The sequence below is a fragment of the Acidovorax sp. Root219 genome (assembly GCF_001428665.1).
In the GTDB taxonomy this organism is placed as follows: domain Bacteria; phylum Pseudomonadota; class Gammaproteobacteria; order Burkholderiales; family Burkholderiaceae_C; genus Acidovorax.
The window spans coordinates 549,699-562,502 of the sequence record NZ_LMIJ01000011.1; the positions used below are offsets into that span (position 1 = coordinate 549,699).

Here is a 12,804-nt window from a genome sequence, read left to right on the forward strand (position 1 = left end):
GTCAGTCAGTCGTAGTTGCTGAAGCGGCTGGGCGAGCCAACTTGGTCGCGCAGGTTCTGGTAGCGCGGCACATTCTGCTTGAAGGTATCGAGGGGGCTGGAGCCCAGGCTGAGGCGGGAGAACCCGACGAACTCGATCTGGAACAACAGGCGCGTGTTGGAGGTAGAGACGCTGTTCTGAAGGCGTTCCAGCACCACGCGGCCGATCCAGCAGCAGCCGTCGTATTCGAGGCCGACCACGCTGTCCACCAGCTTGCGGTCCTGCATGCTGAAGTTCAGGCGGCCGATGGTGTACCAGCGGCCTGGGCCCTGGCCGCGGCCGGGACCGAGGTCCTTGCCCTTGTCGCCCCACAGGTCGTTGAGCGGCCACTGCCAGCCGATGTCGATCTGCTCGCTGGTGCCGCGCTGGAAGCGGTAGGCGGCGCTGACGGTACGGTAGTTACCCGGGCTGTAGCGCGCGCCGACGGTGGAGCGGATGGAGCGCCGCGTCTTGGGGTTGTACTGCACCGTGGAATCGTAGGCCCAGTTCTTCGTCCAGTTGATGCCGGCGCCCACCAGGATGTCCGAAAGGCGGTCGTTCACCGGCGCAGCGCCCGGCAGGGTCACCTGCTGGTCGGTGAAGCGCACGCGCTGCGCCACGCCGAAGCGCGCTGCTTCGGCACCCGAGTCAGGGTCGATCAGGCGCGTGGTCACGCCCATGGTCAGGAGGTTGTTGTCCGCCAACCGGTCATTGCCGCCGAAAGAGTTCTCGGTGTAGATGGTGGCAAAGTTGAAGTCGTTGAGCGCCGTGTCGTACAGCGGCAGCTTGCTCTGGTCGCGGTAGGGCGTGTAGGTATAGAACGCCCGGGGCTCCAGTGTCTGCAGGAACGAGCGGCCAAAGAAGCTCGCATCGCGCTCGAACACCAGGCCGCTGTCCAGGCTGAAGGTCGGCAGCGTGCGGCTGGCCGAGCGCGAGCCGTCGCTGAGCGGGCCGTCGAACTGGTACTGCGTGGTGTGCAGCTGCAGGCGCGGCGTGATGAAGCCGGCGGGCGCAAGGAACGGCCGGCTGATCTGCGCCACCGCGAACGAGCGGTTGGCATCGGGCTGCTTGGTCAAAAAGCGGTCGGCCTGGAAGCGCGTGGTATCAAGCTCCACACTGGCGTCGAAGCCGCCGGGCAGCATGCTCGGCTCGTAGCGCCATACCAGTTGCGGCATGCGGTCGTACGGCGGCACGATGGGCGCCGACACGTCCTGCAGCGTTTGCCACTTCAAGGCGCGCGCGCGCACCGACATGTCGCCGGCGCCCCAGCTCAGCGTGGCATCGCCGGGCAGCAGCCGTTGGCGCAGCGGCTCGGAGACGCGGCCGAAGTCGCGCCAGTAGTTGTCGTCGCTCACCCGGTTCAGGTTCAGGCTCAGGTTCAGGCCGCCCACGGGGGAGGCGATCAGCGCGTCGTGCTTGCCCGTGAAACCCCAGCGGTCGCGGTCGCGCAGGCGGTCCGACGGCATGTAGTCACCGCTGATCTCGCCCTTGTAGGTCGGCTCCAGGTAGCGGAACTCGCCACCCAGGTTGGCGCCGCGCTTGGACAGCAGGGCCGCGCGCAGTGTGGCATCCCGGTTGGGCGCGATGTTCCAGTAGTAGGGCTGCGAGTAGGCCACGCCGTCGCGGCTGTCCAGCCCGAAGGACGGGGGCAGCAGGCCTGACTTGCGCTTGTCCGACAGGGGAAAGGTGATGCGCGGAATCGGCAGCAGCGGGATGCCCTTGAACTCCAGCACCGCATTCTCGGCCGTGCCCACTTCCTCTTCGCGGTCGATGCGGATGGTCTTGGCGCGCAGCACCCAGTCGGGCTGCCAGGATGCCTCGTCGCCCTTTTGGCAGGTGGTGTAGGTAGCGTCGTGGACGATGGAGCGCTGGCGGTCGATGAAATCCACGCGCGACGCGTCCCCATGGGCCTGCGTGGCCAGGAAGCGGTAGCGTGCGTCGTTGAAGAAGCCTTCGAAGGCCTCCACCCGGAGGTCGAGCGCCGTGCCTTCGTAGACGTTGCCGGCGCGGTTGATGCGCACCGAGCCGCGCGCCTTGGCCAGGTCCTCGGGCACGTCGTAGTCCAGGCGGTCGGCGCGGATGACCGTGTCACCCCGGCGCAGCTCGGCGTTGCCTTCGATGGTGGCGTTCAGGTCCGTCTGTCCGCTGATGTGGTCGCCGGTGACGAAGATCGGCAGCTGCGGCCGCACGGGCTCGGGGATGTTTTCCTGCAGCAGGGGCGAACTGCGCAGGGCGGGCGGGGCATCCCAGGCACTGGGCGTGGCGTTCTGTGCCTGGACTGCCAGCGGCAGGCCGCACCAGGCCAGCGCCACACCATAGGCCAGGGCGCGCGGCACGGGGCGGCGCAGCCGCTCCCCGGGTGCCGTGGCGGGCCGGGTCCGGGAGGAAGGGGTCTGCACGGTGGGGGGCTTGCGGCGTGGCACGTGGGACGGTATGGGCTGAATCAGAAGAAGGGAACCCGCGCCAGGGAACGGGTTTGTAAAATCGGATTATCCATGAGCCACCCTTTCCCCCCATCTTCCTCCCCCTCACTCGCGGGTGCGGCGGCGGCAACGCCCCCTTCTTCCACCGTCACCTGGCCTGACGCCGAACGCCACCGCGCCTTCGACGCCTGGCTGGGGCCCTTGGTGGGAGGCCATCAGCTCAGGCCCGAAACGCTGCGCCCGGCATCCGCCGATGCGAGCTTTCGCCGCTACCTGCGCATCGACACCGCGCTGGGCACGAGTTGCATCGTGATGGATGCCCCGCCCGACAAGGAGAACTGCCGCCCCTTCGTGCAGGTGCAGCGCCTGCTGGCCGACGCCGGCCTGAACGTGCCGCAGATCCTGGCCTGGGACGAGGCGGGCGGCTTCATGCTGCTGTCCGACCTGGGGCACCAGACGCTGATCGAGTTGCTCGACCCCGAGAAGCCTCGCGGCGCCTATGCCTGGTACCAGCAGGCCACCGATGTGCTGCTGCAGTGGCAACTGGCCTCCCAGCCCGGTGTGCTGCCTGCATACGACGAAGCCCTGCTGCGCCGCGAGCTGGCGCTGTTCCCCGACTGGTACCTGGCAAAGCACCGCGGCGTCACGCTGGATGCCGGGCAGCAGGCCACGCTGTCCAGCGCGTTTGACGCCATCGTGGCGCACAACCTCGCGGCGCCGCAGGTCTACGTGCACCGCGACTTCATGACCCGCAACCTGATGGTGCCGGTGCAGGAGGGCGCGCCGCTCGGGGTGCTCGACTTCCAGGACGCGGTCTACGGCCCCATCACCTATGACATCGCCAGCCTGATGCGCGACGCCTTCATCAGCTGGGAAGAGGAATTTGTCATCGACATTACCGTGCGTTACTGGGAGAAGGCGCGCAAGGCCGGCCTGCTGGGCGCGAACAGCGCCAGCGGCTTTGGCGAGGACTTCGGCGAGTTCTACCGCAGCGTGGAATGGATGGGCCTGCAGCGGCACTTCAAGGTGGCCGGCATCTTCGCCCGCCTCACCCTGCGCGACGGCAAGCCCAAATACCTGGCCGACGCGCCGCGCTTCATGGCCTATATCCGTGCCACCACCCACCGCTACCGGCAACTGGGCCCGCTGCTCAAGATGCTCGATGAGATCGAGGGCACCGCAGCCCCGATGGGCTATGCCTTCGGACGCGTTTGAAATGCTACTGAAAAGATAGCATCTATGCCCCGCTTCCATTGCCCTGTGGATCTCGCGCCTGGCGCCGAGATCGACCTGCCCCCGGGCGCCGCCCGCCACGTGCAGGTGCTGCGCCTGCAGCCCGGCGACGCCATCACCCTCTTCCACGGTAGCCAGGACGGCCCCGGCGGCGAATTCGACGCCACCGTGCTGCGCATGGGCCGCAGCGACGTGCGCGTGCAGGTCGGCGCCCACCATGCCATCGAGCGCGAGGCGCCGCGCGCCGTGCACCTGCTGGCCGGCATCACCGCCAACGAGCGCATGGACTGGCTCGTGGAGAAGGCCGCCGAACTCGGCGTGGCCAGCATCACCCCCCTGGTGGCCGAGCGCAGCGTGCTCAAGCTCAAGGGCGAGCGCGCCGACAAGAAAATCGCCCACTGGCAGGCCGTGGCCGTGGCCGCCTGCGAGCAGTGCGGCCGCAACCGCGTGCCCGTGGTGCACGGTGCGGTGGATCTGGCGGGCTGGGTGCGCGCACAGGCCCAGCCAGGCGCTGCGGGCGCGGCGCAGCGCCTGCTGCTGTCGCTGCGGGCGGGCACTGTCCCCTTGCACACCGGGGCGGCAGGCACGGGTCCCGTGGTGTTTCTGTCGGGCCCCGAAGGCGGGTTGAGCCCAGCCGAGGAGAACCTGGCGCTGCAGCACGGCTTTGCCTCCGTCACCCTCGGCGCGCGTGTGCTGCGGGCCGAGACGGCGCCCCTGGCGGCCCTGGCCGCGCTCACGGTCGCCTGACCCAGGCGCGGATGCGACACAAAAACTCCCCGCCCGGGAAGCCCCACCGGTAAAATCCCGGCCAGCGCCGCTGGCCCAGCGCGCCCAACCCGGGCGACGTGCCCTTGGCATGAGAGGCAGGCCACCTTGCACAAACCCACCCACTGGCGGCGGCTGGTGGGCTCCTTCCTTCCCACTGACCGTCGGCAGCGCACGATAGGCAGCATGGCCTTGCTCGCGCTGCTGCTCATGATCGGCAGCTCGGGCGTGATGCTAATGCTCGCGCATGCGGGCATGACCGCCCACGAAGAGGCGGTCCAGTGGTGGGCCGCCATTTCGGTGGGCGGCCTCATGGTGATGACGGCCATGGTCTTCAGCGGCTGGTCCGCGCGCCTGCCCGATCCCTCGCTCACCATGGCCCAGATGGCCTGGACCATCACCAGCGGTGCTGTGGCCTACGTGCTCGCGGGCAATGCGCGCGGTGTGGTGCCTGCCGTGCTGGCCATGATCCTGTTCTTCGGCACCTTCGGCCTGACGCTGGCGCAGGTCGTGGGCATCGGTGCCTATGCCCTGCTGACCTTTGTCGTGGCGGTTGCTGCGGCAGCCCGGTTCAATGCCGGAACCTACGGCGTGGTGGACACGGCCTATGCGCTCATGGTGCTGCTCGTGCTGGGGGGCTCGATCGCGCTGAACCTGCGCATCCAGAACATCCGCCAGCGCCTGCGCCAGCAGCGCGAGGCCCTGGCCCAGGCGCTGGCCGAAAACCGCGAACTGGCCATGCGCGACGAACTCACGGGCCTGCTCAACCGCCGCGCCATGGTGGACCTGATGCTGCTGGAGCAGCGGCGCAGCCTGCGCAGCGGCCGCCCCCTGCTGCTGGCGCTGCTGGACATCGACCATTTCAAGCCCATCAACGACCTGCACGGCCACTCCACGGGTGACCGGGCCCTGCAGGCCTTCACCGCCGCCGTGCGCGCCAGCGTGCGCGATACCGACGTGCTCGCCCGCTGGGGCGGCGAAGAGTTCGTGCTCATGCTCTGCGACACCCGGCTCGATGATGGGCACGAGCTGCTGGAGCGCGTGCGCGCTGCGGTGGCGGGGCTGCAGGTGCTGCATGTGCCCGAGGCGGTGCACTTCACCGTGTCGGCCGGGCTGGCCCAGCACCTGCCCGACGAGACCATCGAGCACACGCTGGAGCGGGCCGACCAGGCGCTCTATACCGCCAAGGCCCTGGGGCGCGACCGGGTAGCGGTGGCTCCGGGTCATCGGCATACGGCAGCTTCGGCAGGGCACGCACGGTCCTGAGAGGCTGAGAATCTTTCGTCCATGCCCGCCTTGCACGCCAAAACACCCCGGCTCGTCGAAAGCAACTGCTCGCCATAGCACGAGCTATGGCTGTGCTTTGCGCCTAGATCCGAGGCGTTTTGGCGCGCCCCCCGGTCACGGCCAAAAAATTCCCAGCCTCTGAGCCCCGCCGCTGGATAGCTTCGGGGCCGCTTGGGGTGCACTGCGCGGGTACCATCGCCGCATGAGCACTTACTACGAAACCTTGCAGAACGCCAGCGCCTACCCCGAATCCTTCGGAGTGGAGTCACCCGCCGTGCTGGGCGAGCGGCATCTGTGGCCGCGCAAGAACGGGTTTTTCATCCGCGCTGCTGCAGAGGCGGTCGACGAGGTTGCGCCGGTGGTCGCAAGCGAAGGACTGGCCGAAGCCCCGCCCAGCCGCGCCGCGCGGCGCCGCGAACTGGTGCCCGCGCAGTGGGGCTTGGTGCCGCACTGGGTCAAATCGGCGTCCGATGGCAAGCTGCGTGCACCCAAGCTGGCGCATGCCAAGTCCGATACCGCCTCCACCGGCACGGCGTTCCGCGATGCCTGGCTCAACGGCCAGCGCTGCATCGTGCCGATGCTGGCCTTCTACGAAGACGACTTTCGCCCGGGCAAGGCCGTTCCCACCCGCATCACGCGGGTGGATGGCAAGCCCATGGGCGTGGCGGGCCTGTGGGCGCGCTGGCAAGGGCCGGATGGCGAAGTGCTGCTCAGCTACGCGCTGCTCACGGTGAATGCCAACAACCACGCCCTCATGCACCGCTACCAGCAGCCTGGCAGCGAAAAGAGCATGCCCGCCATCCTCAACGAAGGCGCCTACGACGCCTGGCTCAGCGCACGGCAGGAAAAGGCCAAGGAATTCATGCGCCAGTACCCGGCCCAGTGGCTCACCGCCAATCCGCTGGAAAAAAAGGCCGACAAGGTTCCGAAGGGCTGGCTGGAATAGCCAACTGGAATAACCAGCGGCCGTGTGCGCTAGGCCACGTAGAGCAGCACCGTGACGAAGTGGCAGATGCTGCCGCCCAGCACGAACAAATGCCACAGCCCGTGGCCGTGGCGAACCTTGTGGTCGGTGGCGTAGAAGACGATGCCCAGGGTGTAGCAGGCGCCGCCCGCCAGCAGCCAGCCGAAGCCGGCGGGGGTGAGCGCCTGCCACAGCGGCACCACGGCCACCAGGGCCAGCCAGCCCATCAGCACATAGATCACCAGCGAGAGCACGCGTGCGCCCTTGGCCAGCCAGATCTCCTGCGCGATGCCCAGCAGGGCCAGGCCCCAGACGACCCCCAGCAGCGACCAGCCCCAGGCGCCGCGCAACGAGACCAGCGCAAACGGCGTGTAGCTGCCCGCGATCAGCAGGTAGATGCTGCAGTGGTCCACCTTCTGCAGGATCTCCTTGGCGCGCCCGCGCACGCTGTGGTACGCGGTGGATGCCGTGTACAACGCCACCAGCATGGCCCCGTAGATGCTGAAACCCACGATCTTCCACGGGTCGCCCAGCCGGGCGGCCAGCGCCACGAGCACTGCCGTGCCGGCCACGGCCAGGGCGGCGCCCACCAGGTGGCTGATGCTGTTGAAACGTTCTCCGTGGTACATCCGGTCATCCTTTGCAATGCATGCAGCGCCACAGGCCAGCCGTGCATGGCCCACCATACACAATCCGTGCCACGCAGGGGCTCCAATCCCTGTGCAACGTCCGGGCACTCCTGTTGGTGCACATGCACAGCCGCTGGCGCGCCTGCCAGGGATTTCGATGTGCACAATGGGCGCCTCCTTCCCCTGCCCTCGCGCCCGGCGCCCCCGTCTTCAATGAACAAGAACCTCTGGCTGCTGGCCCTGTGCCAGGGCCTTTTCCTGACCAACAACGTCGTCTTCATCGCCATCAACGGGCTTGTGGGCCTGCAGCTGGCGCCCTATGGCTGGATGGCCACGCTGCCGGTGATGGGCTATGTGGTGGGCGGCGCGCTGTCCACGGCACTGGTGGCGGCCACGCAGGCGCGCTGGGGGCGCAAGGTGTCGTTCCAGATCGGGCTGGCCGTGGCCGTGTTGTCGGCGGCGCTGTGCGCCTGGGCTGCGTTCAGCGCACACTTCTGGCTGCTGTGCGCGGCCACCGTGGTGGCTGGCTATTACAGCGCCAATGGCCAGCTCTACCGCTTTGCGGCTGCGGAGCTGGCCGTGCCGGCCTACCGCGAGAAGGCCGTCTCCCTGGTGCTGGCGGGTGGCCTGCTGGGCGCCGTGGCCGGCCCCAACCTGGCCAGTGCCACGCGAATGCTGTTCCCGGTGCCGTTTGCCGGCGCCTACGTCGCGCTCATGGGCGTGGCACTGCTGGCCATGGCCTGCATGTCGGCCATCCGCTTCGCGCCGCCGCCCGTTGTGCTCGACGCCGCAGGCCAGCCGCAACAGGGCCGGCCTCTGGCCGAGCTGATGCGCCAGCCCGCCTTCGTGGTGGCCATCCTGGGCGCCGCGCTGGGCTATGGCGTGATGAACCTGCTGATGGCGGCCACGCCGCTGGCCATGCAGGTGTGCGGCTTCGCCTTCGATCAGGCGGCACTGGTGCTGGAGTGGCATGTGATCGGTATGTTCGCGCCGGGCTTCTTCACCGGCCACCTGATCAAGCGCCTGGGTGTGCTGCCCGTCATGGGCACGGGGGTGCTGCTGAACTTCGCCTGCGTGGCCGTGGCGCTGTCGGGGGTGGAGCTGCACCACTTCGGCATTGCCCTGTTCATGCTGGGCGTGGGCTGGAACTTCCTGTTCACGGGCGCCACCACGCTGGCCATGACGGCCTACCGGCCCGAGGAGAAGGACCGCGCCCAGGCCGCCATCAACTTCTGCGTGTTCGCGACGCTGGCGGTGAGTGCCTTCTCGTCGGGCGTGCTGGTCACCACCCAGGGCTGGACGCTGCTCAACGCGGGGTCGCTGGTACCCATCGTGGTCACGGGTGCAGGCCTGGCGTGGCTGGCAGTGCAGCGCCGCAGAGCCTGAGCATCAGGGTGCCGTGACAGGCACTTGCGAAGCCACGGCCTGCGTGAGCCAGTGGACAAAGGCCTGGACGGCGCGCTCTTGCGCCCGTTCGCGCGCGACGAACAGGCTGTAGCCGCGCAGGCCGCTGTCCACGAAAGGGTGGGCCAGGGCCAGGTCGCCCGATTGCAGCTCGCGCTCCACGAAGTAACGCGGTACCAGGCCCACCCCCAGGTCCGCGCGCACCGCCTCGACGAGCATGGAGAACAGATCGAACCGGTGCCCGCCCAGGCTGTGCGCCGGCGTGTGGGCAACGCCCGCGTGGGCGAACCAGTCGTCCCAGGCGCCCAGGCGCGAGCTGAGCTGCAGCAACGGCACGGCGCTGAAATCGCCGCGCTCCATGGCACGCCGGTGGCGTGACCCTGGTGCGCATACGGCCACGCAGGCCTCGCGCAGCAGGGGCTGCTGCAGGGCGCTGGGCCAGGCCGCATCGTCGTATTGCACGGCCACGTCGAACGGGATCTCGGCCATGTAGGTTTGCGTGGGGTAGACCTGCAGGTGCACGCTGCAGGCCGGCTCCTCGGCCAGGAAGGTGGGCAGGCGCGGCAGCAGCCAGCGCTCGGCGAACACCGGCACGCAGCCCACCTGCAGGCTGGTGCCGTCGGCGCGCTGGGCCATGGCCTCGCGCGTGTGGTTCTGCAGGCGCAGCAGGTCACCCACGATTTGCGCGTGGTAGCGCCGGCCCACCTCGGTCAGATCGGTGCCACGCGCGCTGCGCCGCACCAGTTGCAAGCCCTGTTGCCCTTCGAGCTGGCGCAGCTGCTGGCTCACCGCGCTGTGGGTCAAAAACAGCTCCTGGGCGGCCTTGCCCACGCCATGGTGGCGCGCCACGGCGTCGAAGATGAGCAGGGCGCGGGTGCTGGGGATATGGCGGTGCATGTAAGAAAAACTGACGAGTGGGTAGATTAAAGCAGAGCCGAAAGCGGCGCTGCGGCCCAACAATTGCTCCGTTGCAGTGTGCCGCTTGTCGCCTGCCAGGCGGTCCGCATTCTTGTAGTTTCGTCAATTTTCCTTTCCACCATGATCCAGACCCGTACCCCCCGTTTCGCCTTCGCGGCCAGCGCCGTTGCCCTGTCCGTCGCCACCCTGCTGGGCGGTGCGGCCCATGCCCAGGCCGTCGCCCCCACGCCTACCCAGTTGCGCCCCGCCGTGGACCAGGCCTACACCCAGCTCATGGCCGCCCCGCAGATCCAGAAGCTGCTCGAGGCCGTCAAGGCCGACCACGAGCGCTCGATCGGCGACCTGAAGCTGCTCACCGAGATCGAGGCGCCGCCCTTCAAGGAGCAAAAGCGCGCCGAAGCCTTCCTCACCCGGCTGAAGGCGCTGGGGCTCACCGATGCGGCCATCGACGCCGAAGGCAACGTGGTCGGCGTGCGCAAGGGCACGGGCCAGGGCCCCAAGCTGGTGATCTCGGCCCATATGGACACGGTGTTCCCGGCTGGCACCGACGTGAAGGTCAAGGAGCGCGACGGCCGCCTGTATGCGCCCGGCATCTCCGACAACACGCGCGGCTTGGCCGTGTTGCTGTCCTGGCTCAAGGTGCTCAACGACAACCGCATCGCCACCGTGGGCGACCTGGTGTTCGTGGGCAACGTGGGCGAGGAGGAACTCGGTAACCTGCGCGGCATGAAGCACCTGTTCGCCGAGCACCTGGACATCGACGGCATGGTGGCCCTGGAGCCCGCCCCGGACGGCACCGTTCTGGTGCTCGGCACGGGCAGCCACCGCCACGAGGTCACCTTCAAGGGCCCGGGCGGCCACAGCTATGCCGCCTTCGGCCAGGTGCCGAGCGCCATCCACGGCATGGGCCGGGCGATTGCCAAGATCTCCGAGATCCGCACGCCGACCTCGCCCAAGACCACCTTCACCGTGGGCACGGTGGGCGGCGGCACTTCTGTGAACACCATCGCCCCCGAGGCGCGCATGGCCGTGGACATCCGCTCCGACGCGATGGAGCCGCTGCTGGCCACCGAAAAGCAGGTGCTGGCAGCCGTGGACGCGGCCGTGGCGGAGGAAAACCAGCGCTGGGGCGTGACCACGCTGAGCGCGTCCAGCAAGCTGATCGGCGACCGCCCAGGCGGCCGCACCCCGGTGGATGCGATCCTGGTCGAGGCCGCCGTGCGCTCCAACACGGCGTTCGGCCACAAGACGGTGCTCAGCGGTGCCAGCACCGACGCCAACGTGCCCATGTCCCTGGGCATCCCGGCCATCGTGATCGGTGGCGGCGGCAAGACCGGGGGCTTTCACGCGCTGTCGGAATGGATCGACATGACCGATGCCTGGAAGGGTGCGCAGAACTCGCTGGTCACCGTGCTCGGCCTGGTCGGTGTGCAGGGCATCAGCCAGCCCCTGCTCGAAAAGCGCCCTGCGCGCACCAAGTGAGTCCGCAGGCTTGCGGTCTCCTATCGACCGGCGGCCCTCAGTAGGACAATTCACCATTGTTGACACCAGGGCCTGCCCTGGCCTGCGTACCATCTCCGGGTGGCGGGCTGCTTCGGCCCTGCCCTGACTTATTTCAGGAGATCACCATGGGTTTGCTCGATTCAGTGCTGGGCGCTGTCATTCAGAACGCGTCGCAGGGCCATGGCGGTGCTTCGGCCGCGCAAGGCGGTGGTGGCCTGGGCGGGCTGGTGGCGCTGGCCGCACAGAATCCGCAGCTCATCCAGGCGGTGCTGTCGCTGGTGAGCAATGACGGCCCGGTGGGTGGCTTGCCCGGCCTGATGGCCAAATTCCAGCAGGCCGGGCTGGGCGACATGATCGCCTCGTGGCTCGGCTCTGGCACCAACCAGGCCATCTCGGGCGACCAGCTCTCGCGCGTGCTCGGCTCCGGCCCGCTGTCGCAGGTGGCATCGCAGCTGGGCGTGGGCCAGTCGGATGCGGCGAACCAGCTGGCGCAGGTGCTGCCGGGGCTGCTCGACCAGCTCACGCCGCAGGGCCATGCGCCCCAGGGCGGCCTGGGCCACAGCAGCGACCTGTTCGGCATGCTCGGCGGCCTGCTGAGCAAGTAAGCCGCACGCAGGAATCACCGGGGCTGGTCTACAGGCCCTGGCCGATCACGATCAGGCGACGGAAGCGAGCCGGCCCCGGGTGGCCGCGTTGTTGGCGCGTGCCGGGCAGCGCATGTCCAGCCACTGGCGCAGGGTCTCGAACACGGGGGCAGCCAGATCGGAGCGCTCGTTGAACAGCTCGTGGTACAGCGGTTCGAAACAGCGCGACTGCACCCGGGCGCTGGGTGCGGCGGCCGCAAAGGCGCGGCTGCCAGCGGGGTTCACCAGCCTGTCGCTGCCGGCCCACATCAGCAGGGTCGGCACTTTCCACTGGGCCGCTGCGGCCACGGTGGCCGGGCCGCCGTCGGCAATGAAGCGCGCCAGGCGCGCACTGATGCGGTCATGGCACAGCGGGTCTGCCAGGTAGGCGACCGGCACGGCATTGTCGTGCGAGAGGTACTGCGCATCCAGGCCATTGCCCACGCGCAGGTTGGGTGCCAGGCGCGGCAAGGTGGCCAGCAGCAGCTTTTGCACCGCGCCCAGGCCCGGGTCCAGCGCCGGGGACGACAGCACCAGCGCATCCACGGGCCGCACGCCGAGTGCGACGAAGCGCGAGGCCACCAGCCCGCCCATGCTGTGGCCCAGCAGCACCAGAGGCAAGCCCTCGGGGGTGCGGGCGCGCACAGCGTCCACCATGTCGGCCAGGTCGTCGAGCAGCCGGCTGTCGGTGGTGAGCCCGCCGCGCGGGCCACTCGATTCGCCGTGGCCGTACTGGTCGTAGCCGCGCACGGCAAAGCCCCAGCCCCCCAGTTGCCGCGCCAGCGCGTCGTAGCGGCCCACATGCTCCCCCAGGCCATGCACCAGCAGCACGGTGCCCCGCTGGGCCTGGCCCGGTGGCAGCGGCCAGTCCTGGACGGCCAGATTCTCCCCGTCGCTGGCGGTGAAGGTGGTCAGGGTGGAGGGAGCGGGTTCGGTCATCGGACAGGCGGCAGAAGTGAGCGTCGTGGCCCGGGGGCGGACAGGAAAGGTTCGCGCAGGCAACAATCTGCCGCACGCAGGCATCGTGACGGGGCCGT

The 12,804-nt window shown here is 68.9% G+C and carries 11 protein-coding genes; 7 read left to right on the top strand and 4 right to left on the bottom strand.

From position 1 onward, the window contains the following. Window positions 1-5 precede the first annotated feature (5 nt). A complete protein-coding gene (locus ASE28_RS13330) occupies window positions 6-2,417 on the bottom strand; it encodes an LPS-assembly protein LptD (protein WP_369818168.1) in 2,412 nt (803 codons plus the stop codon). 96 nt (window positions 2,418-2,513) lie between these two features. Here ASE28_RS13330 and ASE28_RS13335 point away from each other — a divergent pair, with 96 nt between their 5' ends. From ASE28_RS13335 to ASE28_RS13350, 4 genes are all read left to right on the top strand, one after another. Further along, window positions 2,514-3,656, top strand: coding sequence for an aminoglycoside phosphotransferase family protein (locus ASE28_RS13335; RefSeq protein ID WP_057266933.1), 1,143 nt, complete (start codon window positions 2,514-2,516; stop codon window positions 3,654-3,656). A 24-nt stretch (window positions 3,657-3,680) separates the two neighbouring features. Continuing rightward, a complete protein-coding gene (locus ASE28_RS13340) occupies window positions 3,681-4,421 on the top strand; it encodes a 16S rRNA (uracil(1498)-N(3))-methyltransferase (RefSeq protein WP_057266934.1) in 741 nt (246 codons plus the stop codon). A gap of 126 nt (window positions 4,422-4,547) precedes the next feature. Beyond that, window positions 4,548-5,705, top strand: a complete 1,158-nt coding sequence (locus tag ASE28_RS13345; RefSeq protein WP_235516115.1) for a diguanylate cyclase — start codon at window positions 4,548-4,550, stop codon at window positions 5,703-5,705. Between the two features lie 223 nt (window positions 5,706-5,928). Further along, window positions 5,929-6,672 carry an SOS response-associated peptidase gene (locus ASE28_RS13350; protein WP_057266936.1) on the top strand — a complete coding sequence of 248 codons (744 nt, stop codon included), beginning with the start codon at window positions 5,929-5,931 and terminating at the stop codon, window positions 6,670-6,672. A gap of 29 nt (window positions 6,673-6,701) precedes the next feature. Here the strand turns inward: ASE28_RS13350 and ASE28_RS13355 are convergent, their stop codons facing one another. Continuing rightward, complete coding sequence (locus tag ASE28_RS13355) at window positions 6,702-7,319, bottom strand: hemolysin III family protein (protein ID WP_057200522.1); 618 nt, start codon at window positions 7,317-7,319, stop codon at window positions 6,702-6,704. 213 nt (window positions 7,320-7,532) lie between these two features. Here ASE28_RS13355 and ASE28_RS13360 point away from each other — a divergent pair, with 213 nt between their 5' ends. Further along, complete coding sequence (locus ASE28_RS13360) at window positions 7,533-8,705, top strand: MFS transporter (protein ID WP_057200523.1); 1,173 nt, start codon at window positions 7,533-7,535, stop codon at window positions 8,703-8,705. Window positions 8,706-8,708: 3 nt separating this feature from the next. Here ASE28_RS13360 and ASE28_RS13365 read toward each other — a convergent pair whose 3' ends face one another. Beyond that, window positions 8,709-9,620, bottom strand: coding sequence for a LysR family transcriptional regulator (locus ASE28_RS13365; protein WP_057266937.1), 912 nt, complete (start codon window positions 9,618-9,620; stop codon window positions 8,709-8,711). A gap of 141 nt (window positions 9,621-9,761) precedes the next feature. On the opposite strand from ASE28_RS13365, the gene ASE28_RS13370 reads away from it, so the two are divergent. Both ASE28_RS13370 and ASE28_RS13375 read left to right on the top strand, forming a co-directional pair. Further along, complete coding sequence (locus ASE28_RS13370) at window positions 9,762-11,123, top strand: M20/M25/M40 family metallo-hydrolase (RefSeq protein ID WP_157412365.1); 1,362 nt, start codon at window positions 9,762-9,764, stop codon at window positions 11,121-11,123. 146 nt (window positions 11,124-11,269) lie between these two features. Next, window positions 11,270-11,749 (top strand): YidB family protein, encoded by a 480-nt coding sequence (locus ASE28_RS13375; protein ID WP_057200525.1) that lies wholly within the window; start codon window positions 11,270-11,272, stop codon window positions 11,747-11,749. 51 nt (window positions 11,750-11,800) lie between these two features. On the opposite strand, the gene ASE28_RS13380 is transcribed toward ASE28_RS13375, so the two are convergent. Beyond that, window positions 11,801-12,706, bottom strand: a complete 906-nt coding sequence (locus tag ASE28_RS13380; RefSeq protein ID WP_057266938.1) for an alpha/beta hydrolase — start codon at window positions 12,704-12,706, stop codon at window positions 11,801-11,803. Window positions 12,707-12,804 lie beyond the last annotated feature (98 nt).